27 protein-coding genes and 1 tRNA gene are annotated in these 26,877 nt (G+C 69.2%); 9 read left to right on the plus strand and 19 right to left on the minus strand.

Annotated elements, in window-relative coordinates:
• Nucleotides 1-34: 34 nt before the first annotated feature.
• From ACTJJ4_RS02530 to ACTJJ4_RS02540, 3 genes are read right to left on the minus strand one after another with little or no spacing between them, the layout of a single operon-like run.
• Nucleotides 35-2,383 carry an ATP-binding cassette domain-containing protein gene (locus tag ACTJJ4_RS02530; protein ID WP_440941874.1) on the minus strand — a complete coding sequence of 783 codons (2,349 nt, stop codon included), beginning with the start codon at nt 2,381-2,383 and terminating at the stop codon, nt 35-37.
• A 23-nt stretch (nt 2,384-2,406) separates the two neighbouring features.
• Nucleotides 2,407-2,817, minus strand: a complete 411-nt coding sequence (locus tag ACTJJ4_RS02535) for a VOC family protein (RefSeq protein WP_285632284.1) — start codon at nt 2,815-2,817, stop codon at nt 2,407-2,409.
• 10 nt (nt 2,818-2,827) lie between these two features.
• Nucleotides 2,828-3,271: a helix-turn-helix domain-containing protein gene (locus tag ACTJJ4_RS02540; protein ID WP_440941875.1), complete on the minus strand. Its 444-nt coding sequence runs from the start codon at nt 3,269-3,271 to the stop codon at nt 2,828-2,830.
• Nucleotides 3,272-3,347: 76 nt separating this feature from the next.
• Between ACTJJ4_RS02540 and ACTJJ4_RS02545 the strand changes: the two genes are divergently transcribed.
• Entirely contained in the window at nt 3,348-3,941 is a 594-nt protein-coding gene (locus ACTJJ4_RS02545) for an HdeD family acid-resistance protein (RefSeq protein ID WP_440941876.1), read from the plus strand.
• A 65-nt stretch (nt 3,942-4,006) separates the two neighbouring features.
• On the opposite strand, the gene ACTJJ4_RS02550 is transcribed toward ACTJJ4_RS02545, so the two are convergent.
• Nucleotides 4,007-4,771, minus strand: a complete 765-nt coding sequence (locus tag ACTJJ4_RS02550) for an SDR family oxidoreductase (RefSeq protein WP_440941877.1) — start codon at nt 4,769-4,771, stop codon at nt 4,007-4,009.
• Between the two features lie 116 nt (nt 4,772-4,887).
• On the opposite strand from ACTJJ4_RS02550, the gene ACTJJ4_RS02555 reads away from it, so the two are divergent.
• The 4 genes from ACTJJ4_RS02555 (at nt 4,888) to ACTJJ4_RS02570 (ending at nt 7,548) form a co-directional block, all read left to right on the plus strand.
• A complete protein-coding gene (locus ACTJJ4_RS02555; RefSeq protein WP_440941878.1) occupies nt 4,888-5,349 on the plus strand; it encodes an NfeD family protein in 462 nt (153 codons plus the stop codon).
• Between the two features lie 8 nt (nt 5,350-5,357).
• On the plus strand, nt 5,358-6,284 hold the full coding sequence (locus ACTJJ4_RS02560; RefSeq protein ID WP_440941879.1) for an SPFH domain-containing protein: 927 nt from the start codon (nt 5,358-5,360) through the stop codon (nt 6,282-6,284).
• The gene (locus tag ACTJJ4_RS02565; RefSeq protein ID WP_440941880.1) at nt 6,281-7,048 is read left to right on the plus strand and encodes a glycerophosphodiester phosphodiesterase family protein; all 768 of its coding nucleotides are present in this window, start codon (nt 6,281-6,283) and stop codon (nt 7,046-7,048) included. The genes ACTJJ4_RS02560 and ACTJJ4_RS02565 overlap by 4 nt, the downstream gene beginning before the upstream one ends.
• Before the next feature lie 116 nt (nt 7,049-7,164).
• Entirely contained in the window at nt 7,165-7,548 is a 384-nt protein-coding gene (locus ACTJJ4_RS02570; RefSeq protein WP_285632291.1) for an RNA polymerase-binding protein RbpA, read from the plus strand.
• A 1-nt stretch (nt 7,549) separates the two neighbouring features.
• Here the strand turns inward: ACTJJ4_RS02570 and lnt are convergent, their stop codons facing one another.
• From lnt to ACTJJ4_RS02615, 9 genes are all read right to left on the minus strand, one after another.
• The gene (gene lnt, locus ACTJJ4_RS02575; protein WP_440942810.1) at nt 7,550-8,989 is read right to left on the minus strand and encodes an apolipoprotein N-acyltransferase; all 1,440 of its coding nucleotides are present in this window, start codon (nt 8,987-8,989) and stop codon (nt 7,550-7,552) included.
• Between the two features lie 89 nt (nt 8,990-9,078).
• Nucleotides 9,079-11,553, minus strand: coding sequence for a DEAD/DEAH box helicase (locus ACTJJ4_RS02580; RefSeq protein WP_440941881.1), 2,475 nt, complete (start codon nt 11,551-11,553; stop codon nt 9,079-9,081).
• Nucleotides 11,550-12,314, minus strand: a complete 765-nt coding sequence (tatC, locus tag ACTJJ4_RS02585) for a twin-arginine translocase subunit TatC (RefSeq protein WP_440941882.1) — start codon at nt 12,312-12,314, stop codon at nt 11,550-11,552. Before tatC ends, ACTJJ4_RS02580 begins: the two co-directional genes overlap by 4 nt.
• A gap of 57 nt (nt 12,315-12,371) precedes the next feature.
• On the minus strand, nt 12,372-12,629 hold the full coding sequence (gene tatA / locus ACTJJ4_RS02590) for a twin-arginine translocase TatA/TatE family subunit (protein ID WP_440941883.1): 258 nt from the start codon (nt 12,627-12,629) through the stop codon (nt 12,372-12,374).
• A gap of 31 nt (nt 12,630-12,660) precedes the next feature.
• Nucleotides 12,661-13,650 (minus strand): helix-turn-helix transcriptional regulator, encoded by a 990-nt coding sequence (locus ACTJJ4_RS02595; protein ID WP_440941884.1) that lies wholly within the window; start codon nt 13,648-13,650, stop codon nt 12,661-12,663.
• Complete coding sequence (locus tag ACTJJ4_RS02600; RefSeq protein WP_440941885.1) at nt 13,647-14,657, minus strand: helix-turn-helix transcriptional regulator; 1,011 nt, start codon at nt 14,655-14,657, stop codon at nt 13,647-13,649. Before ACTJJ4_RS02600 ends, ACTJJ4_RS02595 begins: the two co-directional genes overlap by 4 nt.
• Nucleotides 14,654-15,565 (minus strand): FKBP-type peptidyl-prolyl cis-trans isomerase, encoded by a 912-nt coding sequence (locus tag ACTJJ4_RS02605; protein ID WP_440941886.1) that lies wholly within the window; start codon nt 15,563-15,565, stop codon nt 14,654-14,656. Before ACTJJ4_RS02605 ends, ACTJJ4_RS02600 begins: the two co-directional genes overlap by 4 nt.
• 10 nt (nt 15,566-15,575) lie before the next feature.
• Nucleotides 15,576-16,586 carry a tRNA (adenine-N1)-methyltransferase gene (locus ACTJJ4_RS02610; protein ID WP_440941887.1) on the minus strand — a complete coding sequence of 337 codons (1,011 nt, stop codon included), beginning with the start codon at nt 16,584-16,586 and terminating at the stop codon, nt 15,576-15,578.
• A complete protein-coding gene (locus ACTJJ4_RS02615) occupies nt 16,583-17,266 on the minus strand; it encodes an HAD family hydrolase (RefSeq protein ID WP_292703190.1) in 684 nt (227 codons plus the stop codon). The genes ACTJJ4_RS02610 and ACTJJ4_RS02615 overlap by 4 nt, the downstream gene beginning before the upstream one ends.
• Nucleotides 17,267-17,359: 93 nt before the next feature.
• Here ACTJJ4_RS02615 and ACTJJ4_RS02620 point away from each other — a divergent pair, with 93 nt between their 5' ends.
• Nucleotides 17,360-18,202: a PAC2 family protein gene (locus ACTJJ4_RS02620; protein ID WP_440941888.1), complete on the plus strand. Its 843-nt coding sequence runs from the start codon at nt 17,360-17,362 to the stop codon at nt 18,200-18,202.
• A 4-nt stretch (nt 18,203-18,206) separates the two neighbouring features.
• On the opposite strand, the gene ACTJJ4_RS02625 is transcribed toward ACTJJ4_RS02620, so the two are convergent.
• Together ACTJJ4_RS02625 and ACTJJ4_RS02630 are read right to left on the minus strand one after the other, a co-directional pair.
• Nucleotides 18,207-19,037, minus strand: a complete 831-nt coding sequence (locus ACTJJ4_RS02625; RefSeq protein ID WP_292703192.1) for an undecaprenyl-diphosphate phosphatase — start codon at nt 19,035-19,037, stop codon at nt 18,207-18,209.
• 48 nt (nt 19,038-19,085) lie between these two features.
• A complete protein-coding gene (locus ACTJJ4_RS02630) occupies nt 19,086-20,381 on the minus strand; it encodes a M20/M25/M40 family metallo-hydrolase (protein WP_440941889.1) in 1,296 nt (431 codons plus the stop codon).
• Between the two features lie 110 nt (nt 20,382-20,491).
• Here ACTJJ4_RS02630 and ACTJJ4_RS02635 point away from each other — a divergent pair.
• A tRNA-Leu gene (locus ACTJJ4_RS02635) sits at nt 20,492-20,576 on the plus strand.
• Between the two features lie 47 nt (nt 20,577-20,623).
• On the opposite strand, the gene ACTJJ4_RS02640 is transcribed toward ACTJJ4_RS02635, so the two are convergent.
• The 3 genes from ACTJJ4_RS02640 to ACTJJ4_RS02650 all read right to left on the minus strand — a co-directional run bounded on the left by ACTJJ4_RS02640 (nt 20,624) and on the right by ACTJJ4_RS02650 (nt 24,141).
• Nucleotides 20,624-21,079: an SRPBCC family protein gene (locus tag ACTJJ4_RS02640; protein WP_440941890.1), complete on the minus strand. Its 456-nt coding sequence runs from the start codon at nt 21,077-21,079 to the stop codon at nt 20,624-20,626.
• A gap of 103 nt (nt 21,080-21,182) precedes the next feature.
• Nucleotides 21,183-22,271, minus strand: a complete 1,089-nt coding sequence (locus ACTJJ4_RS02645) for a VIT1/CCC1 transporter family protein (protein ID WP_440941891.1) — start codon at nt 22,269-22,271, stop codon at nt 21,183-21,185.
• A gap of 130 nt (nt 22,272-22,401) precedes the next feature.
• Nucleotides 22,402-24,141: a DEAD/DEAH box helicase gene (locus tag ACTJJ4_RS02650; protein WP_440941892.1), complete on the minus strand. Its 1,740-nt coding sequence runs from the start codon at nt 24,139-24,141 to the stop codon at nt 22,402-22,404.
• Between the two features lie 111 nt (nt 24,142-24,252).
• Here ACTJJ4_RS02650 and ACTJJ4_RS02655 point away from each other — a divergent pair, with 111 nt between their 5' ends.
• Nucleotides 24,253-25,083 (plus strand): SGNH/GDSL hydrolase family protein, encoded by an 831-nt coding sequence (locus ACTJJ4_RS02655; RefSeq protein ID WP_440941893.1) that lies wholly within the window; start codon nt 24,253-24,255, stop codon nt 25,081-25,083.
• A gap of 48 nt (nt 25,084-25,131) precedes the next feature.
• Here the strand turns inward: ACTJJ4_RS02655 and ACTJJ4_RS02660 are convergent, their stop codons facing one another.
• Complete coding sequence (locus tag ACTJJ4_RS02660) at nt 25,132-25,953, minus strand: TrmH family RNA methyltransferase (RefSeq protein WP_440941894.1); 822 nt, start codon at nt 25,951-25,953, stop codon at nt 25,132-25,134.
• Nucleotides 25,954-26,023: 70 nt separating this feature from the next.
• Here ACTJJ4_RS02660 and ACTJJ4_RS02665 point away from each other — a divergent pair, with 70 nt between their 5' ends.
• Nucleotides 26,024-26,869 (plus strand): Sir2 family NAD-dependent protein deacetylase, encoded by an 846-nt coding sequence (locus tag ACTJJ4_RS02665; RefSeq protein WP_440941895.1) that lies wholly within the window; start codon nt 26,024-26,026, stop codon nt 26,867-26,869.
• The last annotated feature ends 8 nt before the right edge of the window (nt 26,870-26,877 follow it).

Genomic DNA, 26,877 nt, shown 5'->3' on the forward strand with positions numbered 1-26,877 from the left:
GAGGGGACGGATGCCGGCATCCGTCCCCTCCTCGTCAGGCGCCCACGTACGCCGCGAGGTGCTCCCCCGTGAGCGTCGCCCGCTCCGCGACGAGGGCAGAGGGGGTTCCCTCGAAGACGACGCGTCCGCCGTCATGACCCGCACCGGGACCGATGTCGATGATCCAGTCGGCATGGGCCATGACGGCCTGGTGGTGCTCGATGACGATGACGGTCTTCCCCGCATCCACCAGCCGGTCCAGCAGACCCAGGATCTGCTGCACGTCGGCGAGGTGCAGGCCCGTGGTGGGCTCGTCGAGGACGTAGACGTCCCCCTTCTCCCCCATCTGGATCGCCAGCTTGACCCGCTGGCGTTCACCGCCGGACAGCGTCGACAGCGGCTGGCCGAGCGTGAGATAGCCCAGGCCGACGTCCTCCAGCCTCCCCAGGACGCTCGCCACCGCCGGGATCTTCGTGTCGGCGGCCGTGAAGAACTCGCGCGCCTTCGCCACCGGCAGCTCCAGCACCTCGGTGATGTCCAGGCCGCCGAGCTTGTACTCGAGCACCGTGGCCTGGAAGCGCTTGCCGCCGCAGTCCTCGCAGGGCGTCTCGATCGTGTCCATGAACCCGAGCTCGGTGACGATCACGCCGGCGCCCTTGCAGGTCGGGCAGGCGCCCTCGGAGTTCGCGCTGAACAGCGCGGGCTTGACCCCGTTCGCCTTGGCGAAGGCCTTGCGGATGGGTTCCAGCATGCCGGTGTACGTCGCCGGATTGCTGCGTCGCGAGCCTCTGATCGCGCTCTGGTCGATCGCGACGACTCCCTCCCGCGGCGAGACCGAACCGTGGATGAGGGAGCTCTTGCCGGAGCCGGCGACCCCCGTGATGACCGTCAGTACCCCGGTCGGGATGTCGACATCCACATCCTGCAGGTTGTTCGCGGTGGCACCGCGCACCTCGATCGCGCCCGTCGCGCTGCGCACGGAGGGCTTCAGCGAGGCCCGGTCGTCGAGGTGACGACCCGTCAGCGTGCCGCTCGCCCGCAGCCCGTCCACCGTGCCCTCGAAGCAGATCTCGCCACCGCCCGCCCCCGCCCCGGGACCGAGATCGACGACGTGGTCGGCGATCTCGATGGTCTCGGGCTTGTGCTCGACGACCAGCACCGTGTTCCCCTTGTCGCGGAGTTCGCGAAGCAGGTTGTTCATGCGCTGGATGTCGTGCGGATGCAGCCCGATCGTCGGCTCGTCGAACACGTAGGTGACATCGGTGAGGGACGATCCGAGGTGACGCAACAGCTTGATGCGCTGCGCCTCTCCCCCGCTCAGCGTCCCGGACGGACGATCCAGGCTCAGGTATCCGAGACCCAGGGCGACGAAGGAGTCCAGGTTGGCGCTCAGGGCGGTCAGCAGCGGGCCCGCCTCGTCCAGATCCAGTCCGCGCACCCAGGCGGCGAGGTCGGTCACCTGCATCCGGCAGGCGTCCGCGATACTCACCCCGGCGATCTTCGACGACCGCGCTCCCTCGGTGAGGCGGGTGCCGTCGCACTCCGGACAGGTGGCGAAGGTCGCGACCTGCTCGACGAAGCGCCGGATGTGCGGCTGCAGCGCGTCGAGGTCCTTGGAGAGCATGGACTTCGTGATCTTCGGGATGAGCCCCTCATAGGTGATGTTGATCCCGTTGATCTTGACCTTGGTCACCTCGCCGTAGAGGAACAGCTGGCGCTGCTTCTCGGTGAACGACGCGATGGGCTTGTCGGACGGGTAGAAGCCCGAACCCGCGAACTGCTTGACCATCCACCCGTCGGCCGTGTAGCCGGGGACCATGATCGCTCCGTCGTCCAACGACTTCGACTCGTCGACCACCTGTGCCAGATCGATGTCCGACACCGCTCCCCTGCCCTCGCACCGCGGGCACATGCCGCCCAGATAGATCGCATCCTTCACGATCTTCTTCTCGCCGCCCGGTCCGGTCATGACCCCGCTGGCCTTCTGGGTCGGGATGTTGAACGAGAACGCGGTGGGCCCGCCGATGTAGGGCCTGCCGAGCTTGGAGAACAGGATGCGCAGCATCGCATTGGCATCGGTCACGGTGCCGACGGTCGACCGGGGATTGGCTCCGAGCCGTTCCTGGTCGACGATGATCGCGGTCGTCAGCCCCTCCAGCACATCCACGTCGGGACGCGGCACCGAGGGCATGAACCCCTGCACGAAGGCGCTGTAGGTCTCGTCGATCATCCGTCGCGACTCCGCGGCGATCGTGTCGAAGACCAGCGAGCTCTTGCCCGACCCGGACACGCCGGTGAACACGGTCAGGCGACGCTTGGGGAGCACGACGCTGACATCCTTCAGATTGTTCTCGCGGGCCCCTTCGACTCGGATGCTGTCATGGGCGTCGGCGGCGTGGACCATCGGCGTCTCCTTCTGGGTGGCGGTCAGGCGATCTGCTGCAGTCGGATCATATTGCCTGCCGGGTCGCGGAAGGCGCAGTCGCGGATGCCGTACGGCTGGTCGATCGGCTCCTGCACGACGTCGGCGCCCCTCGCCTCGATGGCCGCGAACGCCTCGTCGACGTCGCCGGTCGCCAGGACGATGCCGCCGAAGCTCCCCTTGGCCATGAGCTCGAGGATCGTGCTGCGCTCGTCGTCATTGATCCCAGGGTCGACAGCGGGCGGAGTCAGCACGATCGCCGTGTCGGGCTGCTCGACCGGACCGACGGTGATCCACCGCATCCGGCCCCCGCCGACGTCCTTGCGCACCTCGAACCCGAGCACGTCCCTATAGAAGCTCAGCGAGGCCTCGGCATCCGTGTGCGGGAGGAAGCTCGCGTTGATGGTGATGTTCATGTCACCGACGCTACTGATGCGACGACGGCCGCGCTTCTCGATTCCTGATCGGTCTGGTCGCCTGCTTCTCCAGCCACGACGGGATGCCCGGGCCGTGGTCGTGCTCCGTGCGATAGGTGCTCGGCGGCATGCCCACCAGCTCGGTGAAACGCGTGCTGAACGTGCCGAGCGAGGAGAACCCGACCTCGAAGCACACCTCGGTGACGGACAGGTCCCCGCGGCGCAGCAGCGCCATGGCCCGCTCGATCCGCCGTGTCATCAGATAGGAGTACGGGGACTCGCCGAAGGTCTGCTTGAACCGGCGGCTCAGGTGACCGGAGGACATGTGCGCTCCGCGCGCCAGCGCCTCCACGTCGAGCGGCTTCGCGTACTCCCGATCGATGCGATCCCGCACCCGGCGCAGGATGACGAGCTCCCGCAGCCTGTCCTCGGATCGTGTCGAATCATCAATCACACACCGATCGTCGCATGCAGCCAGTACGCTGGGCGCCATCTCCCACTCTCAGGAGACACCAGGAAAGGACATCATCGTGTCTGACGCTTCCCCCGAAGTGAAGAGCTTCTTCTCCGCCGTGCGCACCTCGCTGGCCGTATCCGGCGTGATCATGCTGGTGCTCGGCATCTTCATCCTCGTCTCCCCCACCAAGACCGCGATGTTCTTCGCGGGCATCCTCGCCGTGTACCTGATCATCCAGGGTCTCGTGTACATCGGCACGGGCATCTTCACCAAGGACAGAGGCGGCTGGTCGCGCCTCGGCCACATCGTCCTCGGTCTGCTCTACGTCGTCGGCGGCATCCTCGCGTTCGTCAACCTCTTCGCCTTCACGGCGACGCTCGCGATCTTCTTCGGCATCATGCTCGGTATCACCTGGATCATCGACGGCGTCGTCTCGCTGTCGCTGCTGGGCGATTCCCGCTCGAGGGTCTGGACCGTGGTCTACGCGATCCTCAGCATCGTCGCGGGCGTCATCCTGCTGCTGTCGCCGCTGTACGCGGTCATGCTGTGGTGGCTCGCCGGCATCTCGCTCGTCGTGCTCGGCGTGCTGCAGATCGTGCGTTCCATCACCCTGAAGAAGGATGCCGCGCTCATCGCCGACGCCCTTCGCTCGGAGGAGACCGCCTGAGGAATCTTCCCGGCGCACGAGGAAGGCCCCGTCCGATCGGACGGGGCCTTCCTCGTTTCAGCGGATCACTCGGCCGCGAAGTCCGAGGTGTCTCCGACCAGACGGGTGTTGTCGGCGGGAACGGGGTCGACAGCGGCCTGGGCGACCTCCGCGGCGAACTCCGACACGTTGTAGAGCTTGCCCGCGGACTCGCGACGCTCGGCGATCGCACCGGGGTTCAGACGGTTCAGGAGCGTGGCGGTGATGGTGCCCTCGATCATGTCGCCGGAGACGACGGTGAAGCCGATGCCCTTCTCCGCGAGGCCGGGGATCAGCTCGCGCAGTGCGTCCTCACCCGCGCGCTTGGACTTCGCGACCGGTTCGTACTCGGGCATCGTCGGGGTCGTGCGGATGAAGTGCGCCTGATGGCTGGTCACAAACACGACGCGCGATCCGTCGCCCAGCAGCGGCTCGCCGGCCTGCAGCACGTTCACCTGCGCGTCGCGGTTGAGTTTGAGGGCGTAGTCCTCGCCCATGCCGGACTCCATGCCGCCCGAGGCGTTGAGTACGAGGATGTCGAGCTTGCCGAACTCCGCCCGCACCGCGTCGAACATCTCCGCGACGGAGGACGGATCAGTGAGATCGGCACCCACGACCAGTGCCCGCACTCCCAGCTCCCGGAGCTCCGCGGCGAGCTTCTCGGCACGCGGCGCCTTGTTGCGGAAGTTGATGACGACGTCCGCGCCGGCCTCGGCGAAGTAGCGGACGGTGTCGGCGCCGATGCCCCGGGACGAGCCGGTGACGAGCGCCACCTTGCCCTGAAGGGATCCGGCGGGCAGAACCTGGGTCATTCCTGACTCCTCGTGATGCGCGGGATATCGCCGGGTCGGCGACCTCCCAACCCTACAACGCGGCGCCGCCGCACCGCGGGATCACCCGCGTGATAGGTTGACCGCAGGAGGGGCGCATGGACTTCATCGCAGGTATCGAGCAGTGGGCCTGGATCGGCTGGCTGGTGCTGATCGCCCTGTTCCTGGTCATCGAGATGATGACCCTGGACTTCACCTTCCTGATGCTGTCCTTCGGCAGCGTGCTGGGGCTCGTCTCCGACCTCGTCGGCCTGCCGATCTGGGCGCAGGTCATCATCGCCGCCGCCGCCGCCGCCCTGTTCATCTTCTTCCTCCGACCGCCGCTGCTGCACCGGCTGCGTCGCGGCGAGGATCCCACCAAGTCGAACGTCGCCGCGCTCATCGATCTCCGCGGGACCGCCCTGCAGGACATCACCGCCGTCTCCGGGCAGGTCAAGCTCAGCAACGGAGACACCTGGACCGCCCGCAGTCTCGACGGCACACCGATCATCCAGGGCAGCCGCGTGGCTGTCGCAGAGATCAACGGCGCCACCGCCATCGTCCGCCCCGTCACCGAATAGGAGCACTGATGGACGACTCCTCGTTCATTCCCACCACGATCGCCTGGATACTGGCGATCGCCGTCATCATCTTCGTGCTGGTCACGATCGCCCGATCCATCCGGATCATCCCCCAGGCGACCGCCGGCATCGTCGAGCGCCTGGGGCGGTACCACAAGACGCTCGACCCCGGTCTGAACCTGCTGGTGCCGTTCATCGACCGGCTGCGACCGCTGATCGACATGCGCGAACAGGTCGTCTCGTTCCCGCCGCAGCCCGTGATCACCGAGGACAACCTGGTCGTCTCGATCGACACCGTCGTCTACTTCCAGGTGACGGATGCCAGGGCGGCGACGTACGAGATCGCCAACTACCTGGGGGCGGTCGAGCAGCTCACCACGACCACGCTCCGCAACGTCGTCGGAGGCCTGAACCTCGAAGAGGCGCTGACCAGCCGTGACGAGATCAACGGCCAGCTGCGCGTCGTGCTCGACGAGGCGACCGGCAAGTGGGGCATCCGCGTCTCGCGCGTGGAGCTGAAGGCCATCGACCCGCCCGTGTCCATCCAGGACTCGATGGAGAAGCAGATGCGCGCCGAGCGCGACCGTCGTGCGGCCATCCTGACCGCTGAGGGCTCCAAGCAGTCGCAGATCCTCGAGGCCGAGGGTCAGCGGCAGGCCGCGATCCTCAAGGCAGAGGGAGACAAGCAGGCTGCGGTGCTGCGCGCTCAGGGTGAGGCGGAGGCGATCCAGAACGTGTTCGCGTCCATCCACGAGGGTCGCCCAGACGACAAGCTGCTCGCGTATCAGTACCTGCAGATGCTGCCCAAGATCAGCGAGAGCTCGTCGAGCAAGCTGTGGATCATCCCCAGCGAGCTCACCGAGGCGCTCAAGGGCATCGGCAGTGCGTTCACACCCCGCCCCGGCGGGTCGGACGCCTCGCAGCCCGGCGCGTGACGCACCCGTACTTCGCCGGTTCCCGGCATCCCCGAGTCCTCGCCCACCGCGGATTGGTCCCCGCGGTCGGCGAGGACTCGTCGCTGTGGGAGAACACGGCCGGCGCCTTCGCGGCGGCCCACGCCGCCGGCGCCGAGTACATCGAGACCGACTGCCAGGTGACGGCGGACGGCGACGTGGTGCTGTTCCACGACGACACGCTGGAGCGGCTCACGGGCGACCCGCGCGCGGTGTCGGAGGTGCGCACGGCCGAGCTCGCGCAACTGTTCGCACCCCACGGCGGGCTGATGACGGTCGGCGATGCGCTGGATGCCTTCCCCGATACCCGGTTCAACATCGACATCAAGACCGAAGCCGCGGCCGAGCCGATCGGTCCGCTGATCGCACCTCATTCGCATCGTGTGCTCGTCACGAGCTTCTCCGAGCGCAATCGGCGCGCCGCGCTGGCATCCGCGATGCGTGCCGGCGCCGGCATCCGGCCCGCCACCTCCGGCGCGAGCTCGATCATCCTCGCGCTGAGGGTGCTGTCATGGCTGCGCCTCTCCCCCGCGCGGGTGCTGCGCGACATCGATGCGGTGCAGATCCCCGAGCGCCATCTGGGCATCCGGCTGTTCACCCCGGCCCTCGTGCGAGCGGCCCACGCGTGCGGCACCGAAGTGCACGTGTGGACGATCAACGACCCCGACGACATGCGGCGCCTGATCGCCGCCGGAGCGGACGCGATCGTCACGGATCGCGCCGATCTCGCGCTCCAGACGATCTGACCGTCGCAGGCCGGTCGGCGCTGGGATTCCCCTGTGAGTTCGACCGGGATCTCGCCGCTGTGGATGAAGCGCACAGGCGCGACCGTTATACCTGACAGCGACGAGAGGACCACACAATGGCAGATCGCAGCCTTCGCGGCATCCGGCTGGGTGCCCAGAGCCTTCAGAGCGAAGAAGGCGTCGTGTTCATGGAGCGGCGCGCCACCACCTACAAGTGCGACACGTGCGGCCACGAGACGACCCTGATGTTCGCGGCAGACGCCGAGCCGCCGCAGACCTGGGAGTGCCGCAGCTGCGGCGCCGAGGCGCTGCTGCAGGTGGACGGCGCATCCGTGAAGCTCGAGGAGAACGACGAGAAGGCCGCGCGCACGCACTGGGACATGCTCCTGGAGCGTCGCACCCGCGATGAGCTCGAAGAGCTCCTCGCCGACCGTCTCGCCTACGTGCGCGCCCGCCGCGGCGCCGGCGACGACCCGACGCGCGAGCGCATCGGCGCCTGATTCAGCGTCGCCGCCGAGCGATCACGCCGGCGGCGACCAGTGCCACCGGGCCCCCGATCACCAGCGCGAGCTGGATCCACGGGCCCAGCAGCACACCAGCCGTGAGGCCGGAACGCAGTTCGACATCCTCGAGCAGCGCTCCGGCCTCATCTGCGTCCAGGGACGCCACCGTGCTGCCGTCCGGCCGCATGATCTGACTCGTGCCGACGGTCGAGATGTTGACCACGCTGCGACCGGTCTCGATCGCCCGCATCCGTGCGAAAGCCAGCTGCTGCAGGTTCTCGTCCGTGCCCCGGAAGTCGGCGTTGTTGGTCTGGAGCACGAGCACCTGGGCGCCGCGCTGCACACCCTCCCGGATCACCTCGTCGTAGATGACGTCGAAGCAGATCGCGAGCCCCACACCCACGTCGCCGACCTTCACCAGCGGAGGGTTCGTCCCCGGCGTGTACTCCCGCTGCAGGAGACCGATCAGGTCCGGGGCGAGGGCATTGAAGAACTCGCGGTTCGGCACGTACTCGCCGAACGGCACCGGATGCCGTTTGTCGTGCAGCTGCGCGGCAGTGCCCTCCTCCGTCCACAGGAACGAGGTGTTGAAGATGTCCTTGCCGCGCTCGGTGGCCGTGTTGGCGAGCAGGGGCGCGTCCAGCCATGACACGACCCGGTTGAGCCGTCGAGCGGTGGAGGCGTCCTGGAACGGGTCGTAGTCGACGCCGCCCTCCGGCCAGACGACCAGGTCGGCCTTCTCGCCCTCCAGCGGCTCGGTCGCGGCCATCTGCGCGTCGATGACGCTGTACTGCTCCCTGGTGTCGAAGTAGCCGGTCGGTCCGTTGCCCTGCACGGCTGCGATGCGCATGGTCCCCGAATGCGCCGTCGGGAACACAGGCAGGAACAGCAGCACCAGCGCGGTGACGACCGGTGTTACGAGTGCGAGAGGACGCCGCCAGGCGCGCGCCCGGACGACCTCGACGATCAGCGCGACGACGAAGACCATGAGGAAGCTCAGCCCGCTCACACCGACCCAGGACGCGATGGGCGCGAAGGGCCCTTCGGCCTGCGTCATGCCCAGGCGGGCCCAGGGGAAGCCGCCGTAGGGCCAGTTGCCGATGAACAGCTCCTGCACGGTCCACAGGGCCGCCACGACCGCGGGAAGCAGGACCGGGCGGCTGCGCGGCCAGGCACGCGGCATCCAGCGGTACGCGAGCGCGATCGGCAGCAGGGCCACGGCCGTCAGCACGCCCTCCACGACGGCCAGGGCGACCCAGGGAACCGGGCCGAGATACCGTGCCACCCAGCCGACCAGCATCGAGTAGAAGACGAGGCCGTACACGCCGGTGACGAGAAGCGCCGGCCAGAGACGGCGCCCGTCGAGGCAGACGATCAGAAGCGCGACCGCGACCAGCGCGAGGGGCCAGATCGCCAGAGAGGGGAACGAGACGCTCATCAGCAACCCGGCGATCGCGGCGAGCCAGACCGCGAGCCACAGCGGCACGAACGGGCGCACGGATGCCGCGGGGCGAGTCCTTCCCACCGTCACACTCCTGCGTAGGCGACGATGCCGCGACGCACGCCGTCCAGCGCGCGTCGCGCGGTGGACGCGAGGTCACCGTCGTCGGCGACGATGGAGAGCTGATCCAGCAGGTCGATGGTCTGCTTCGCCCAGCGCACGAAGTCCCCCGCTGCCATGTCGGCGTCGATCAGCACGCGGTCCAGCGAGCCCCCGCGCGCCCAGGAGTGCATTGCGGCAGCCAGGCCCGGCGCGAGCGGCTCGGTGCGCGGGAGGGAGTAGTCGTGCTCGATGTCGTCGAGCTCGGCCCACAGCCGCACGGTGGCGTCGTAGGCGATGCGGAACGCGCCGCGGGGCAGGCCCCGCTCCCCCGCGTTCTGCTCGTCGCGTCGCGGCTCGTAGACCAGGCAGCTCGCCATCGCCGCGAGCGACGGCGCGTCCAGGCTGCGCCAGAGACCCTGACGGAGCGCCTCGGCCACGAGCAGATCCCGCTCACCGTAGATCCGCTTCATGGTGCGCCCGGCATCGGTCAGCGAGAGGTCGTCTCCGTCGCCCTCCACGTAGTCCACGACCCGGAGCACGTCGATGACGCGGTCGAAGGTGCGCGCGACCGTGCCGGTTCGGGTCTCGATCTGGCGGCGGATGCGGTCGGTTTCGCGCTTCAGGCTGAAGTAGCGCTCCGCCCAGCGTGCGTGCGCCTCACGGTCGGGGCATCCGTGGCACGCATGCCGCTGCATGCGAGTGCGGAGAGCCTGGATCTGGCGCATCCGCTTCTCCCGTGCCGCACGGGGGCCGGCGGCGTCACGGCGATTCTTCTTCTCCAGGTCGCTGAGCTCGCGCCGGATGGCCGCGTACTCCAGGAAGTCGCCGTGCTCGCACTGCATGGCCTTCTGATAGCCCGCCAGCGACTCCTCGGCGTCCTTCACCTTGCGGGCCAGCCCGACCACCGCTCGGTCCGCCTGGAACTGGGCGAACGACGACTCCAGGATCTCGCGGGCGCGGGAGCGCCCGAACCGGTCGATGAGGTTCACCGCCATGTTGTACGTGGGGCGGAAGCTGGAGTTGAGCGGGTAGGTGCGGCGGGACGCCAGCGCCGCGACGGCCTGGGGGTCCATGCCCTCGGTCCACTGCACGACGGCATGGCCCTCGACGTCGATCCCGCGACGGCCCGCTCGTCCGGTCAGCTGCGTGTACTCGCCGGAGGTGATGGCGACACGGGCCTCGCCGTTGAACTTCTCCATCTTCTCGAGCACGACGGTGCGTGCGGGCATGTTGATGCCGAGGGCCAGGGTCTCGGTGGCGAAGACCGCCTTCACGAGCTTGCGCTGGAACAGCTCCTCGACGACCTCCTTGAACGCCGGGAGAAGGCCGGCGTGGTGCGACGCGACGCCGCGCTCGAGGTCGTCGCGCCATTCCCAGAAGCCCAGGACGTCGAGATCCTCGTCCTGCAGCGACCGCGTGCGCTCGTTGACGATCTCGCGGATCTCGGTGCGCTCCTCCTGCGTGGTGAGGCGGATCCCCGCCCGGCGCACCTGCTGCACGGCGGCGTCGCAGCCGACCCTGCTGAAGATGAAGAAGATGGCGGGGAGCAGGTTCGACCGCTCCAGCAGCCGCACGACGTCCGGACGGTCCATCCGCTCGATGCGCCGCATGTTGGCAGAGCGGACGGGCCGCTTCCCGCCTCGCGGAGGTCGCTTCGCCTGCCGTCCGGCATGGCGATCGCTGCGGTACTCCTGCGCGCTGCGGTTGCTCTCGTACCGGGAGCCGGTGAACGAGCGGATGCGGAACAGCTCCTGGTTCACCTGCGCGGTCGCAACGCCTGCGCGGTCGTCGAACAGCGGCAGCAGGTCGTCGCGGACCAGCACGTGCTGCTCCAGCGGCACGGGCCGGATCTCGGAGACGATCACGTCGGTGTCTCCGCGCACGGTGTCGAGCCAGTCGCCGAACTCCTCGGCGTTGGAGACGGTGGCGCTGAGCGAGATCAGGCGCACCTCCTGCGGAAGGTGCAGGATGACCTCCTCCCAGACCGGTCCGCGGAATCGGTCGGCGAGGTAGTGCACCTCGTCCATCACCACGTAGCGCAGGCCCCGGAGCGAGTCCGAGCCGGCGTACAGCATGTTGCGCAGCACCTCGGTGGTCATCACCACGATGCGCGCGTTGCCGTTGATGTTCGTGTCGCCGGTGAGCAGCCCCACCTCGTCGGCGCCGTAGACGTCGACCAGTTCACGGAACTTCTGATTGGAGAGCGCCTTCATCGGCGTCGTGTAGAACGCCTTGTCCCCCGCAGTCTGCATCGCCAGGTGGATCGCGAACTCGCCGACGATCGTCTTTCCCGCTCCCGTGGGTGCGGCGACGAGCACGCTCCGCCCGCGCTCGAGCGCCTGGCAGGCGTCGAGCTGGAAGGGATCCAGTGCGAAGCGCTGTGCGGCGGCGAACTGCCGCGTCTGAGGATGCTGCGCCGCCGTCTGTGCGGATGCGTAGCGCTCAGCCGGCGAGCTCATGCGGCGGCTGCGTCCGGATCGAGACCGTCCGCGATGCGCTTCTTCCGCTTACGACGGTCGAAGAGGAGCGACACTCCGGCCGCGGCGAAGTACAGCACGATCAGGATGCCGCCGACCAGGAACATCGATCCGATGTCGGCCGCCGGCGTCGCGATGGCGGCGAAGACCGAGGCGACGAGCACCGCGATCCGCCATCCCTTCAGCAGTCCCCTGCCGGTGATCACACCGGCGAGGTTCAGCGCCACCATGAACACCGGGAGCACGAACGAGATGCCGATCACCAGGATGAACTTGAGGATGAAGTCGTAGTAGTACTCGGCGTCGAGGAAGTTCTTGCCGATGCCCGGCACGAATCCCGACATCACCTCGATCACGTGCGGCGCCACCCAGATCGCGACCGCGCCGCCGGCGAAGAAGAGCGGGATCGCAGCGAGGACGAACCCGACCGTGTACTTGATCTCCTTCTTCGTGAGCCCGGGCACGATGAACGCCCAGATCTGCCACAGCCAGATCGGTGCGGACAGCAGCAGGCCGATGGCGAGGGACATCCGCAGGCGGAGGTTGAATCCCGACGAGATCTTCGTGAACATCAGCGCGGCGAAGTCCTTGCCGCGCAGCGCATTGATCTCGTTGATCGGCCACGCCATCAGCTTGAGCACCGGTTCGGTGAGGATCGCGGCGATCACCATGCCGACGACCAGCGCGATCACCGCGATGATCAGGCGCCGACGAGCCTCCCTGAGGTGCTCGCCCAGCGACATCCGTCGATCGTGGCTCCCCTCGGAAGAAGGCGCGTCGACGCTCAGTTCTGTCACGACCTACGAGGCGCGGGGCGGTGTGTCCTGGTCAGCAGGACGCTCAGCCGCCGGGGCTGCAGTACCGGTCGACGTCGCGGTCGGGCCGTCGGCGCCGGCCTCCGGAGCGTCGTCGTCCTTCATCGCCTTCATCTCGCCCTTGAACACGCGTGCGGACTGTCCCAGGCTCTTCGCCAGCGCCGGCAGCTTCGCCGCGCCGAACAGAAGAAGGATGATGATCAGAATGATCCACAGGTGCGGGCCTGCGAAAAGATTACCCATGGATTTCTCCTCTTGGTGGGTCGGATTCCGTTCAGTCTACCTGTGCCGAAGAGGCCTCGGGCACCGTATAGAGGTCGAGTGCGGCGGATGCCCATTCGCGTGTCGCGCACCGCGCGATGGGCGGGTCGAGCACCTCCAGCGCACCCCCGAATCGTCCGGCGATCCGCTTGATCCCACGGGGGTCCGCCATGCTCATCCGTACGGTGACGACGGCGTCGGCCCGGTCGATCTCCTCGTACGGGAAGGCGCCCAGCAGCGGCAGCATCCGCTCGGGCAGCCGCACTGTGACGTGGTCCGAGACGTCGCCGCCTCCGCCGAACTCCGCAGGCACGGGCGCGTCACCGTGGGTGATCGGGATCTCGGTCAGATGCGCATCGCTGACGCGATCGAGATGGAAGGTGCGCATCGCCTGCCGCAGATGACACCATCCCTGCAGATACCACTGCCCGTTCGTGATCAGGATCTGACGCGGGTCGACCGTGCGCGTCGTGGGCTCGGCATCCGGGGCCTGATACCGGAACGCCACGGCCACGCCGTCGTGCAGCGCGCGCGAGACGACCTGCTGAACCTCGGTGACCTCCACCGGCGCGATGAGCAGATCGGGAGGAGCGTCGGCGGAGCCCCGGGAGAGCTTGGCGATCAGGCCGCTGACCAGTCCGGAGTCTGCCACGGCGGGCACCGCGGCGACGAGCTGGAGGCCGGCGAGCAGCGCCGCCGCCTCCCGGGCGGTGAACCGGGGAACCCGGCGGAAGGCCACGTCGTGCGTGATCTCGATGATGTCGTGCTCGTCGAGCAGGTCCCAGTCGATGTCGAACATCTCCTGCGGGAGCTGCCAGTACCCGGAGTCGCCCGGCAGGCCGATCACGGTGAGCTTCTCGACCATGGCGCGCATCTGCGCGGCGGTCACGCCGAACTCGGCCGCGGCCTCGTCGAGCGTGACCTGGCCGCGCTCGAGCAGGTACGGGACGAGCGTGAGGTAGAGGCGCACGCGGTCCGCGGCCAGAAGCGGTGCGGAGCTCATTCGGCACTCCCCTCTCCGGCGGTCGCTTCGGCGGCGTGCGCGTCGACGATCGCGTGCAGGCGCTGGATCACGCTGTCGCGGAGATCGGCCGGCTCCACCACCCGCACCTCGGGTCCGTAGGTGGCCAGCTCGTCGGCGAAGATGTGCCGGTCGACGTAGGGCACCCGGATGCCCTGGACTGCGGGAACTCCTCGGCGCCCGAGCCGCAGGGCGGCCTCGGTCCCCGGGGTGATCTCGAGCAGGGCCTGCTGCGATGCGGCCACCTCCGCGAGACCCGCGAGCGCTCGCTCCGCAGCCCCGTCGCGCGCGACGGGGTCGAAGCCCTGGCCCGTGACCTTCACATCGCTGACGATGCGGCTGAGCAGGAAGGTGCGCTCACCGTCGGCATCCACGTCGAACCCGTACAGGTGCCAGCGCGACTCGTACTCGACCTGGACCAGCGGACGGATGCGGCGGCGCGTGGGTGCGTCCTCACCGGGCTTCAGGTAGTCGAAGACCACCACGCGGTTGCGTTCGATGCCCTCCTGCAGGGCGGGGAAGGCAGCATCCTGCACGGCGATGCGCGGCGCGAAACCGATGATCGGCTCGTCCCCGTCGATGCCGAGCGCCCGGATCTTGCGGACGCCGGCCTGGGCATCGGCGGAGACGGATTCGCTGCTCCACACGCTGCCGGCGAGGCGCAGCACCGCGAGCTCCGCGTCCGTGAACTCGATGTCGGAGGGCAGGTCGTAGTCGGCCTGCGGAATCCGGTAGCGGGCCTCGCGCATGTCCTGAGGATCAGCCGGATCGCCGATCGTCTCCACGGGCATGCCGAGCGCGCGCAGCTCGTCCTTGTCGCGCTCGAACATCTTCTCCAGCGAATCGGGCTTCGCACCGGCTTCGACGCGCTGACGGTACCCGGAGACGTTGTCGAGGATCTGCTGCTTGGTCAGGCCGATCTCCGTGGCCATCAGCGCCACGACGAGATTCGTCAGCCGCTCCTCCGCGGGGATCTGGGCCGGCGTCATCCCCGGACCAGCTCCGGCGGGACGATTCCCAGCACGTCGACGACGTAGACGATGGCGTCGTCGCCGGTCTTCTCGGGGTCGACCACGAGAATCTGGCTCCCCACGGTCGCCTTCGCGACCTGCGTCATCACCTGCGGCGGGAGGGTGGAGGTGTCGTACACGACGCCCTTCTCCCACGAGGAACCCGTCACGGCACGGGTCGACCACTTCACCGCCGTGTACTGGAACATCGCCAGGCCCTTGCCGACCTTCGCGCCGTCGCCCTCGATGAGGGTCTCGGTCACGAGCTTCTTCGGCGCCGCGCCGTCGGGGACGATGATGCCCGGCTGCCCGCTGGGCGCGCGCACCACCGACGGGATGCCCTGCGCGTCGTTGAAGACGTCGCGGCCCTGCGCCTTCGGCCGCAGCACCTCCTGGATGTCGATGGTGCCCACGATGCTCTCGTCGGGGCCCAGGCCGACCTGGGCTGCCATGCCCTCGGGAAGGTCCTTCGCAGGGACCGCGAACGCGACCCGGGAGCCGTTCGTCGCGCACTGCAGCGCCGCGCCGATACCGCCGAACTGCTCGCTGAGCGTCTTCGGGGACCACACGCCCGCGCCGCTGTCGATCATCTGACCGGTGGCGCCGTTCAGCAGGGTGATGGAGCCGACCACGTCCTGGGTCTTCTCGCGCACGACCGCGCCGTCGCCCACCACGAGGTCGTCGTAGACCACCTTCGACGTCGGCATCGGCGCTGTCAGGCTCACCTTCGCGGAGCCGATGTCACCGGTCGCCTTGACGGCCATCGAGAGCGCGGCGGACTCGCTGCGCTCGCAACCGGCGGCGCCGGATCCCGGCGCGGTCGAGCAGCCCGTCAGGACGAGAGCGGACAGGGCGAGGGCCGAGACGGCAGCGGTCGTTTTACGCACGCGCCCCAGTCTATTCCGAAGCGCTGTCGCCCTCGCGCGATGCGGCGGCGGTGCGCGCGCCGTTCGCGGCCTTCTGCGCCTCGCGCACCCGCTTGCGCAGGTTCTTGTCGGTGATCTCGCGGTCACCGACCGCGCCGGGGGTCCACAGCTCCACGTCCTCGTCGCCGTAGCTGGATTTGGAGGCACGGCGCTTCACCTCGGGAGGAACCGCACCCGGCGCCAGGCGCCGCGCGGTCAGCAGGAACCCGGTGTGCGCGACCATGCGGTGGTCGGGTCGGACGGCCAGCCCCTCGACGTGCCATCCGCGGACCATGGTCTCGGAGGCATCCGGATCCGTGAACAGTCCCGTGCCGCGGATGTACTCCGCGACGCGCGACAGCTGCGTGGCCGTGGCGACGTAGCAGATCACCACGCCGCCGGGCGCGAGGGCATCGGCGACGACGTCCATGCACTCCCAGGGTGCGAGCATGTCCAGCACGACGCGATCGACCGTGCCGTCCTCGAACTGCGCGGGCAGCTCCTCCCCCAGGTCGCCGACCACGACGCTCCAGGTGTCGGGCGTCTCGCCGAAGAATGTCTCGACGTTCGCGCGCGCCACCTCCGCGAAGTCCTCGCGCCGCTCGAACGAGGTCAGCCTGCCCTCGTGGCCGATGGCCCGAAGCAGGGCGAGCGAGAGGGCGCCGGAGCCGACGCCGGCCTCGACGACGACGGCGCCCGGGAAGATGTCGGCCTGCATGACGATCTGCGCCGAGTCCTTCGGGTACACGATCGCAGCGCCGCGGGGCATCGACATCGCGAAGTCCCGCAGCAGCGGCCGCAGGGCCAGGTAGTCGTGTCCGCCGCTGTTGGTCACGACGGAGCCGTCCGGCTGACCGATCAACTGGGTGTGCTTGAGCACTCCGTGGTGGGTGTGCAGCTCCCCGTCCGCGCGCAGCGTGATGGTGTGCATCCGCCCCTTCGGCCCGGTCAGTTGCACGCGGTCGCCCTCTCGGAACGGCCCGCGGGGTCGATTGGCGCTCATGCGTTCTCCTTGGCGTGGCGGCCGGCGAGGTCGCGGATGTCGGCGGACGTGCGTCCCGCGAGCGTCGGCCACAGTTCGTGCGCGTCCGAGCCGTCCAGGGAGACGATGTGCGGCACGCCCAGGGTCACCGCTCCGGATGCCCGACCTGCCGCGACTCCGGTGCCGGAGTCCTCGATCACGACGGCATCGGTGATGTCGATCTCCAGCAGCTCGGCGGCTCGCAGGTACGGGTCGGGGAAGGGCTTGGGGCGGGCGACGTCATCGCCGGCGACCACGAGGTCGAAGGCGTCGAAGTCGATCAGCGAGACGACGTCGAGCGCCATGCGGCGCAGGGACATGGTCACCAGGGCCGTGGGGATGCCGTTGGCGCGCAGGTCTGCGAGCAGTTCGCGCGCGCCGTGCCGGAACGGGACCCCGTCGGCGCGGAGGCGGCCTGCGACGGCATCCGTGAGGTGCTGGACGATGGCGTCCGCCTCCATGTCGACGCCGTACCTCTGCAGGATGAGGGCGCTGTCGTGCAGGCCGTTCCCGACCAGCTGGAGCGCGTCCTCGTGGGTCCAGGTGCCGCCGAACGACTCGACCAGGACGGTCTCGGCGTCCATCCAGTACGGCTCGGTGTCGACGAGGGTTCCGTCCATGTCCCACAGGACTGCGCTGGGCTTGTTGCTCACTGAACCCATGCTAGCCGGGAGCCGGCCCAGGGCTGATGCCGGGCGACTAGCCTGGAGGGACACTTCCGGGGGTGCAGGCCCCGGATGACAGGAGGGAGAACGGTGGACGCTCTCGGCTCACGCATCATCGTCGCCGCGTTCGACGGCTGGAACGACGCCGGCGAGGCGGCCAGCGGCGCCATCGGCGCGCTGCGCGACGCGGGGAGCTACGAGGCCGTGCACTCCGTCGATCCCGAGCTGTACTTCGACTATCAGTACACCCGTCCCTCATCCCGGATGGATGCCTCCGGGCGCCGCGAGCTGCACTGGCCGGAGGCCACGCTGTGGCGCCCCACGAGCACGGCCGAGGGCCCGGAGCTGTGGCTGCTCACCGGTTCGGAGCCGGCGCGGGCGTGGCAGGCGTTCGCCACGGAGTTCATCGACGTGGCACTGCGCGACGATGTGACGGGCCTGGTCACTCTCGGGGCGATGCTCTCGGATGTGCCGCACACCCGTCCCATCTCGATCTTCGCGTCGAGCCAGAACGAGCGGGTGCGCGCTGCGCACGGCCTGGACAAGTCCACCTATGAGGGGCCGGTGGGCATCCTGAGCGTGTTCGAGCACTTCGCCGAGCGCGCCGAGATCCCCTCCGCGAGCCTGTGGGCCAGCGTGCCGCACTACGTCGCGACCGCCGCCCCCTCGCCCAAGGCGACCCTGGCGCTGCTGGATCGGCTCGAGGAGCTCACCGGCGTGGGTCCCGCCCGCGAGCACCTGCGCACGGCGGCCGCGGCGTGGGAGGCGTCCATCGACGCCGCCGCGGCCGAGGACGAGGACATGACCGAGTACATCCACCAGCTGGAGCGGACTCGCGACACCTGGGACTCGCCCGATGCCTCCGGTGACGCCATCGCCCAGGCGTTCGAGCGCTACCTGCGCCGCCGCGGCGACGGCCCCGACAAGAAGTGACCGATCAGCGCGGCGAGAGCACGCCCGTGGACAGCAGCACGATGAGCGTGCCGCCCAGCAGCACCCGGTAGATCACGAACGGCAGGAAGCTGCGCTTGGAGATCCAGTTCATGAAGAACGCGATCACCCCGAGCGCCACGACGAATGCGATGCCGGTCGCCGCGAAGGTCTCCCCCAGGCTGAAGTACTGGCCGGCCTCGCCGCCGTGCTTGAACAGCTGGTAGAAGCCGCTGCCGAACACCGCGGGAATCGCGAGCAGGAACGCGTATCGGGCGGCTGCTGCGCGCTCATAGCCGAGGAAGAGGCCCATCGTGATGGTGCCGCCGGATCGCGACACGCCCGGCACCAGAGCGAAAGCCTGCGCCACGCCGTAGGCGATGCCGTGCGGGTAGGTGAGTTCGTCGAGCTTGCGCTTCTTGGCGCCGATGTAGTCCGCGATGCCGAGCAGCAGACCGAAGCCGATGAGCATGATCGCGACGATCCAGAGCGATCGCAGCGTCGTCTCGATCTTGTCCTGGAAGAGCAGCCCCAGCAGGACGATCGGGATGCTGCCGAGGATGATCAGCCATCCCATCCTCGCGTCGGGGTCGTTGCGCGGCGCCTTGCCGGTCAGGGAGCGGAACCACGTGCCGATGATGCGCACGATGTCGCGCCAGAAGAACACCACGACGGCCGCCTCCGTGCCGATCTGGGTGATCGCGGTGAACGCCGCACCCGGGTCCTCACCGGAGGGAAGCAGCGCCCCGACGATGCGCAGATGCGCGCTGGAGGAGATCGGCAGGAACTCGGTGAGTCCCTGGACGACGCCGAGCAGAAGGGCTTCGAGCAGATTCATGCGGTGCTTTCCAAGGGTGAGGCGTCGGTGTCCCCGGGCGGATGCCGGTCAGCAGGAGCGCAGCAGATCGGTCAGCACGCGCTGACCGAAGACAAGAGATTCTACGGGGACGCGCTCGTCCACTCCGTGGAACATCCCTGTGAAGTCGAGATCGGCGGGCAGCTGCAGCGGCGCGAATCCGTACCCGGTGATGCCGATCGAGGCCAGCGCCTTGTTGTCCGTGCCTGCGCCGAGCAGGTACGGGATCACCGGCACTCCGGGGTCGTGCTTCCCCAGGGCCGCGACCATGGCATCCACGAGGTCGCCGGTGAACGGCGTCTCCATGCCGATGTCGCGCACGACGGTCTCGATGCGGACGTCGTCGCCGACGATCCGCTGCAGCTCGGCGAGCACGTCGTCCTCGGTCCCGGGGATCACGCGGACGTCGATCAGGGCCTCTGCGGTCTCGGGGATCACGTTGTGCTTGTAGCCGGCGGTGAGCGCGGTGGGGTTCGCGGTGGTGCGGAACGTGGAGCGCAGGAAGGCCTCTGCCGGTCCGGCGGCCGCGGCCAGCGCGTCCGGATCGTCGATCGGCCGGCCGGTCAGCTCGCTCAGTCCGTCCAGAAGCGCCTGAGTCGTCGGAGTGAGCCGGATGGGCCAGCGGGTGCGGCCGACGGCGGCGACGGCCTCTGCGAGGCGCGTGACGGCGTTCTGCTCGTGGTAGCGACTGCCGTGCCCGGCGCGGCCCTTGGCGACGAGCCGGAGCCACATCAGGGCCTTCTCCCCCACCTGCAGCAGATAGGCGCGGTGATCGTCGACCGTGATCGAGTACCCGCCCACCTCGCTGATCGCCTCGGTCGCGCCGGAGAACCATTCCGGCCTGTCGCGCACGACGAGAGCGGAGCCCTCGACGCCGCCGTTCTCCTCATCCGCGAAGAACACCAGGATCAGGTCGCGCTCGGGCTGCTCGCCCGCCCGCAGCAGATCGGCGACCGCGGTGAGGATCATGGCGTCCATGTTCTTCATGTCCACGGCGCCGCGCCCCCACAGCATCCCGTCGCGGACGACGCCCTCGAACGGGTCGACGCTCCAGTCCTCGGCCATGGCGGGCACCACGTCCAGGTGTCCGTGCACGACCAGTGCGGGACGCTCAGGGTTGCTGCCCCTGACGCGTGCCATCACGTTGGTCCGGTTCGGGATCGGCTCGTAGTACTCCGGCTCGAGTCCGAGCGAGGCGAGGTAGGCGCCGACGTACTCCGCGGCTTCGCGTTCGCCCTTCGAGTTCCCTCCGCCGAAGTTGGAGGTGTCGATGCGGATCAGATCACGGGCGATCCGGGCGACTTCGGGCAGGGAGGAATCCGACATGGCTCCAGGCTATCGAAACGGCGTGCCACGCCCGGGCGTCGGCGTGGTTCGTGGCTGTCCGCGGACCGTGCTAGAGTCATTCTTCGGTCGGCAACGACTTTTCATCACCTGCGCGGGTGGCGGAATAGGTAGACGCGCTAGCTTGAGGTGCTAGTGCCCGCATAGGGCGTGGGGGTTCAAGTCCCCCCTCGCGCACAGAACGGAGAAGGCCCCGGATCGAGAGATCCGGGGCCTTCTCCGCGTCAGGCGTCGACATCGCCGCGCCAGGCGCCGGTCGCCGTTCTGCGGTTCTCGATGAAGTCCTTGAAGTTGTCGAGGTCCTTCCTGACCGCGTGGGATGCGAGGCCCGCCATCGAGCCGACCATCTCGGCCAGGCCCTCCGGCTTCCAGTCGATCTGCACGGTCACGCGACTGGAATCGTCGCTCAGGCGGTGGAAGCTCACCACGCCCGCATGGGCTGTCTCACCGCCGACGCTGCGCCAGGCGACACGGTCATCCGGGTGCTGCTCGGTGATCTCGGTGTCGAACTCGCGGCGCGCGCCGCCGACCTCGACGACCCAGTGGTTGCGCGTGTCATCCACCTGGGTGATCGAGACCACCTCCTCGAGGAAGTCGGGGAAGCTCTCGAACTGGGTCCATTGGTCGTACGCGACGCGCACGGGGACGTCGACATCCACGGTCTCGATGATCTGGGCCATGCTCTGCTCCTTGCTCTTCGGTGCGGAGCATCCAGTCATCCGCATGTCGCCGAGCCCGGAAAGGGGGTTGACGACACGCGGATGACTCAGCGCATGACTCCGCTCACACCGCGCCGACGCCGAACACGAGACCGAGCACGTACGTGATCGCCGCCGCCCCGAAGCCGATCGCCAGCTGCCGCAGCGCGCGCTTGAGCGGCGGACCGCCGGAGAGGATGCCGACCATCGCACCCGTGCTGAGCAGCGCGACTCCGACGAGAACCAGCGCTACGACGATCGCGGTGAAGCCCGTGAGCCCGAAGAGCCACGGCAGCACCGGCACGATCGCGCCGGACGCGAACAGCAGGAAGCTGGAGATCGCTGCCGTCCAGTCGCTGCCGACGATCTCGTGATCGTTCGGCACGCCGATCGGTCCGGTCGCGTCGCGACGGATGCCGGCCTGCGCCGCGCTCACGACCCGCTGGGCGCGTGCCAGCGACTCGTCCTCGTCCATGCCGCGCGCCCGGTACACGAGCGCGAGCTCGTTGGCATCGATGTCGAGATCGCCCGCGGTGGCATCCGCGTCGTTGCTCTCCTCCGTGGCGGCCAGCAGCTCGCGCTGGGAGCGCACGGAGACGAACTCCCCCGCCCCCATCGACAGGGCGCCGGCGAGAAGGCCGGCGATGCCGCTGAAGAGCACCAGGCCTGAGCCGACCCCCGTCGCCCCGATGCCGAGCACCAGCGCGAGGTTCGACACGAGCCCGTCGTTCGCGCCGAAGACCGCAGCACGGAACGAGCCGGAGAGCCGGCGACGCCCGCGTGCAGCGAGGCCGCGGACCACCTCGTGGTGCACCTTCTCATCGGCCCGCATCGCCGGGGTGGCGTACTTCTCGCTGTCGTAGGGCGAACGCGCCTCGGCGCTCTGCGCGAGCGCGAGCACGAAGATGGACCCGAACCTGCCGGCCATCCAGCCCAGCATCCGGGAGCGGAGACCGGCCCGGGGAAGCCGGGAGGGCTCCTCCCCTCCGAGCAGATCGAGCCAGTGCTGCTCGTGGCGGCGCTCGGCTTCCGCGAGGGAGAGCAGGATCTCCTTCTCCTCGCCTTCTCTCCGAGCGGCGAGCCGGGAGTACACGGCTCCCTCGGCGCGTTCCTCGACCAGATAGCGGGCCCATTGCTTGCGATCCGCAGCAGTGGCGTGGGCGGGGGCAGACATGCATCCTCCGTGGGTAGATCAGCATTCCACGGTATCGACGCGGGCACCTCCGAACCGCATCAGGACGCGGATTGACAGGATTTCGGACGCCCGAACCAGCGCGCGCCACCGGGCGGTCGGTGCGGGGGCGTCAGGTCCGTACGCGCTTGCGCAGCAGGTCGATCCGCGCCTGCAACTGCGAGACGGTCGCCTGGGCGACGGCCGGGCCGCCGCACATCCGGCGCAGCTCTGCGTGCACGGATCCATGCGGCTCGCCGGTCTGCCGCGCGTACAGGCCGACCAGGCTGTTCAGCAGCTGCCGCTGCTCGCGAAGGGTGCGATGCAGGGGCGCGGGGAGGGTCGTCGTCTCGACCGGGGTGGCCGCCTCCCGCGCCTGGCGCAGCCTGCCCTGCCTGGCCTGGCGCTGCATGAGCAGCTCATGCACGTGCTCGGGCTCGAGAAGACCGGGGAACCCGATGAACTCCTCCTCCTCGGGGGTGCCCGGCTCGGCGAGCTGACCGAACTCCTTGCCCTCGAACACGACCCGATCGAAATGCGCCAGAGACGAGATCGCCTGATAGCTGAATTCCTGGGTGAGGGCGTCGGACGCGTCCTCCTCGCGGTTCGCGCTCTCCAGCAGCGAATCCTCGAGGCCGTCATCGTCCTTGTCCCGCCGATCGAGCGCGTGGTCGCGCTGACGCTCCATCTCGTTCGCGAGGGTCATCAGCACGGGGACGTTCGGCAGGAACACGCTGGCGGCCTCGCCGCGTCGCCTCGCGCGCACGAAGCGCCCGATGGCCTGCGCGAAGAACAGCGGGGTCGACGACGACGTCGCGTACACGCCCACCGCCAGGCGCGGGACGTCGACGCCCTCGGACACCATGCGCACGGCGACCATCCAGCGCCGGTCCGTCTCGCTGAACCTCTCGATGTGCTCGGACGCCGAGGCGTCGTCGGAGAGCACGACGGTCGGCTGCTCGCCCGTGATGCTGTGCAGGATCTTGGCGTACGCGCGCGCGACCGTCTGATCCGTCGCGAGCACGAGTCCGCCGGCATCGGGGACGTGGTGACGGATCTCGGTGAGGCGGCGATCGGCTGCGGACAGCACCGCCGGCATCCACTCCCCCTCGGGGTCCAGCGCGGTGCGCCAGGCCTGCGAGGCGACGTCCTTGGTGTTGTCCTGTCCGAGATGCGCCTCGAGCTCGTCACCCGCGCTGGTGCGCCAGCGCATCTTGCCCGAGTACATGTGGAACAGCACCGGCCGCACGACGCCGTCGGCCAGGGCCCGCCCGTATCCGTAGCGGTAGTCGGTGCTGGAGACCCGTGCGCCGGACTCGTCGGGGATGTACTCCACGAACGGGATGGGCGCGGTGTCGCTGCGGAACGGGGTGCCCGACAGCAGCAGCCGCCTACGGGCCGGCCCGTAGGCATCGCGGATGGCGTCGCCCCAGCTGAGGGCGTCGCCGCCGTGGTGCACCTCGTCCAGGATGACGAGCGTCCTCGCGTCCTCGGTCAGGTGCCGGTGCACGCTGGACTTCGCCGCCACCTGCGCATAGGTGACGACCACGCCGTGGTACTGCCGGGAGGGCGCCCAGTGGCTGTTGCGGAACCGGGGATCCAGGCGGATGTGGACGCGCGCGGCCGCATCCGCCCACTGCGTCTTCAGATGCTCGGTCGGCGCGACCACGATGACACGGTTCACCTCGCCCATGCGCAGCAGCTCGACCGCGAGCGTGAGCGCGAAGGTGGTCTTGCCTGCCCCGGGGGTGGCGGCGACGAGGAAATCCCGCTGATCGGCCTGGAAATACGCGTCCAGCGCCTCCCGCTGCCATGCCCTCAGCTTGTCGGCGGTACCCCACGGGGCGCGCTGAGGGAAGGACGGAGAGAGCACTGCTCAACGATAATCCAGCCCGCCGACAACGCTCTGCGCGCCCACCCATCAGCGCGGGTAGGCTCTCTCAGGCGCCCGCACTCCGGACGCGTGATGCCGAAGGAGAACCCGATGGTGGACCAGGAGACGTCTCGCACCCCGTTCGTCGAGAACGAGGGACCGCACCCCTGGCGGCGGTTCGTCGCCGTCGGCGACTCGTTCACCGAGGGCGTCGGCGACCCCGCGCCCGATCTGCCAGGCGGGCTGCGCGGCTGGGCCGATCGCGTCGCCGAGGTGCTGGGTCAGGACGTGGACGACTTCGCCTACGCCAATCTCGCCGTGCGCGGCAAGCTGATCGCCCAGATCGTCGCGGATCAGATCGAGCCGGCGGTCGCGCTCAAGCCCGATCTCGTCTCGATCTGCGCCGGCGGGAACGACGTGATCCGCCCGGGCACCGATCCCGACGAGATCGCCGTTCAGCTCGAGGACGCCGTCGCCCGGCTCTCCTCCACCGGCGCCGCGGTGGTTCTCTTCACCGGGATCGACACCGGCTTCACCCCGGTGTTCCGGCCGTTCCGCGGCAAGGTCGCGATCTACAACGAGAACGTGCGCGCGATCGGCGACCGGTACGACTGCATCATCGCCGACCAGTGGTCGCTGAAGGTCGTGCAGGACCCGCGCTTCTTCGACGACGACCGGCTGCACTACAACGCGCTCGGTCACCACGAGATCGCTCGGATGGTGCTGCGTGCGCTCAACGTGCCGAACGACCTGCAGGCGATGCAGCCCGACCCCGTCCCGGTGCGCACCTGGCGCGAGGCGCGAGCCGAGGACATCGGCTGGGCGCGCGAGCACCTGGTCCCCTGGGTGCTGCGGCGGCTGCGTCACCAGTCCTCGGGCGACCACGTCGAGGCCAAGCGGCCCGAGCCGTCTCCGGTGCGGATACCCGGCGCCGAGAGCTGATCGCGCGGCCGCGCCCGGCCCTCTGACCAGGCGCTCTCCGCGGCGAGCTCATCTGGTGGCGTAGAAGGCGACGGCCGATGCCGCCGCGACGTTCAGCGAGTCCACGCCGCCCATCATCGGGATCGTGACTCGGCGGTCCAGCAGGGCGTCCGTCTCGGCGCGGATCCCGTCGCCCTCGGTGCCGAGGATCATCGCGAGCCGGGTGTGATCCTCGGCGACGAGGTCGTCCAGCTCGATCGCGCCCGCGCCCAGCGTCATGCCCGCCACGACGAATCCGGCCTCCTGCAGCTCGCGCATGCCCTCCGGCCATGCCGGAATGCGCGTCCACGGCACCTGGAACACGGTGCCCATGGACACCCGCACAGAGCGGCGATACAGCGGGTCGGCGCAGTCGGGCGTCACGAGCACCGCGTCCACGCCCAGCGCTGCGGCGGAGCGGAACACGGCGCCGACGTTCGTGTGGTCCGTGAGCCCTTCGAGCACGGCGATCCGGCCCCGGTCCGGCCGTGCCCGTTGCAGCACGTCGGCCACCGACGTCAAAGCCGGCCTGTGCATGGCGGCGAGCGGGCCCCGGTGGATGGCGAAGCCCGTGACCGTCTCGGACACCTCGGCGGATGCCGTGTACACGGGCGTGTCGGCGACGCTGCCCGCATCCCCCAGGGCGCCGACGACGGCGTCCAGCCACTTCTCCTGCGTGAGCACGGATCGCGGCCGGTGGCCGGCCTGCACGGCGCGGGCGATCACCTTGGCGGACTCGGCCATGTAGAGCCCGCCCTCGGTCTCGTTCCTGCGGCGCAGCGCCGTGTCCGTCAGCGAGCGGTAGTCGTCGAGCCGGGGGTCGGCGGGATCGGAGACCGGGATCACGTGCATCCCTCCACTCTGTCAGGAAGGTGCCGCGGCAGCGGAGCCCTGACCCGCTCGGAGACGTAGACTGCCGAGCGTGCAGCTCCCGGACACGATCGACGACGACACCCGCACGCGCATTGATCATGCCGTGGGGCTGCTGAGAGGCCGACGGGTTGCGGTGCTCACCGGCGCCGGCATCTCCACCGATTCGGGGATTCCCGCGTATCGCGGCGTCGGGGCTCGCACGCGCGCGAACCCGATGACCATCCAGACCTACCTCGCCGACGAGTCCGCACGTCGCCGCTACTGGCTGGGCGGTCACCTGGGCTGGCTGGCGTTCACCGCGCCGGAACCGAACGAGGGCCACGTGGCGCTGGCGCGGATGGAACGCGCCGGCGTGGTGAGCGGCGTGGTCACCCAGAACGTCGACGGCCTGCATCTGCGCGCAGGAAGCTCCCGGGTGGTCGAGATCCACGGGACCATGCACCGCACGCTGTGTCTGGACTGCGGACAGGTGTTCGACCGCCGGGCGATCGCCGAGCAGCTCGAGGCGCTGAACCCCTGGGTCCGCACGCCCGAGAACATCGAGCTGAACCCCGACGGGGACGTGACACCGGAGAGCACGGAGGGCTTCGTGATCCCGCCCTGCACGGTGTGCGGGGGCATGCTCAAACCCGAGGTGGTGTTCTTCGGCGAGTTCGTCCCCGCCGCCCGCTTCCGCTCCGCCGAGTCCGTGGTGACCGCGGCGGACGCGCTGCTCGTGGCCGGCACGTCGCTCACCGTGAACTCCGGCATCCGCATCATCGAGCGCGCACGGCGCCGCGGCATCCCGCTGGTGATCGTCAACCGCGAGCCGACGAGGGCGGATGCCTGGGCCGACGCCGTGCTGACCGGCGGCACCTCCCCCGTGCTGAGCGCCCTCGCAGGCGCTCTCGCGTAGGGTCGGAG

This window comes from Microbacterium sp. 22195 (assembly GCF_052056515.1).
Classification (GTDB): domain Bacteria; phylum Actinomycetota; class Actinomycetes; order Actinomycetales; family Microbacteriaceae; genus Microbacterium.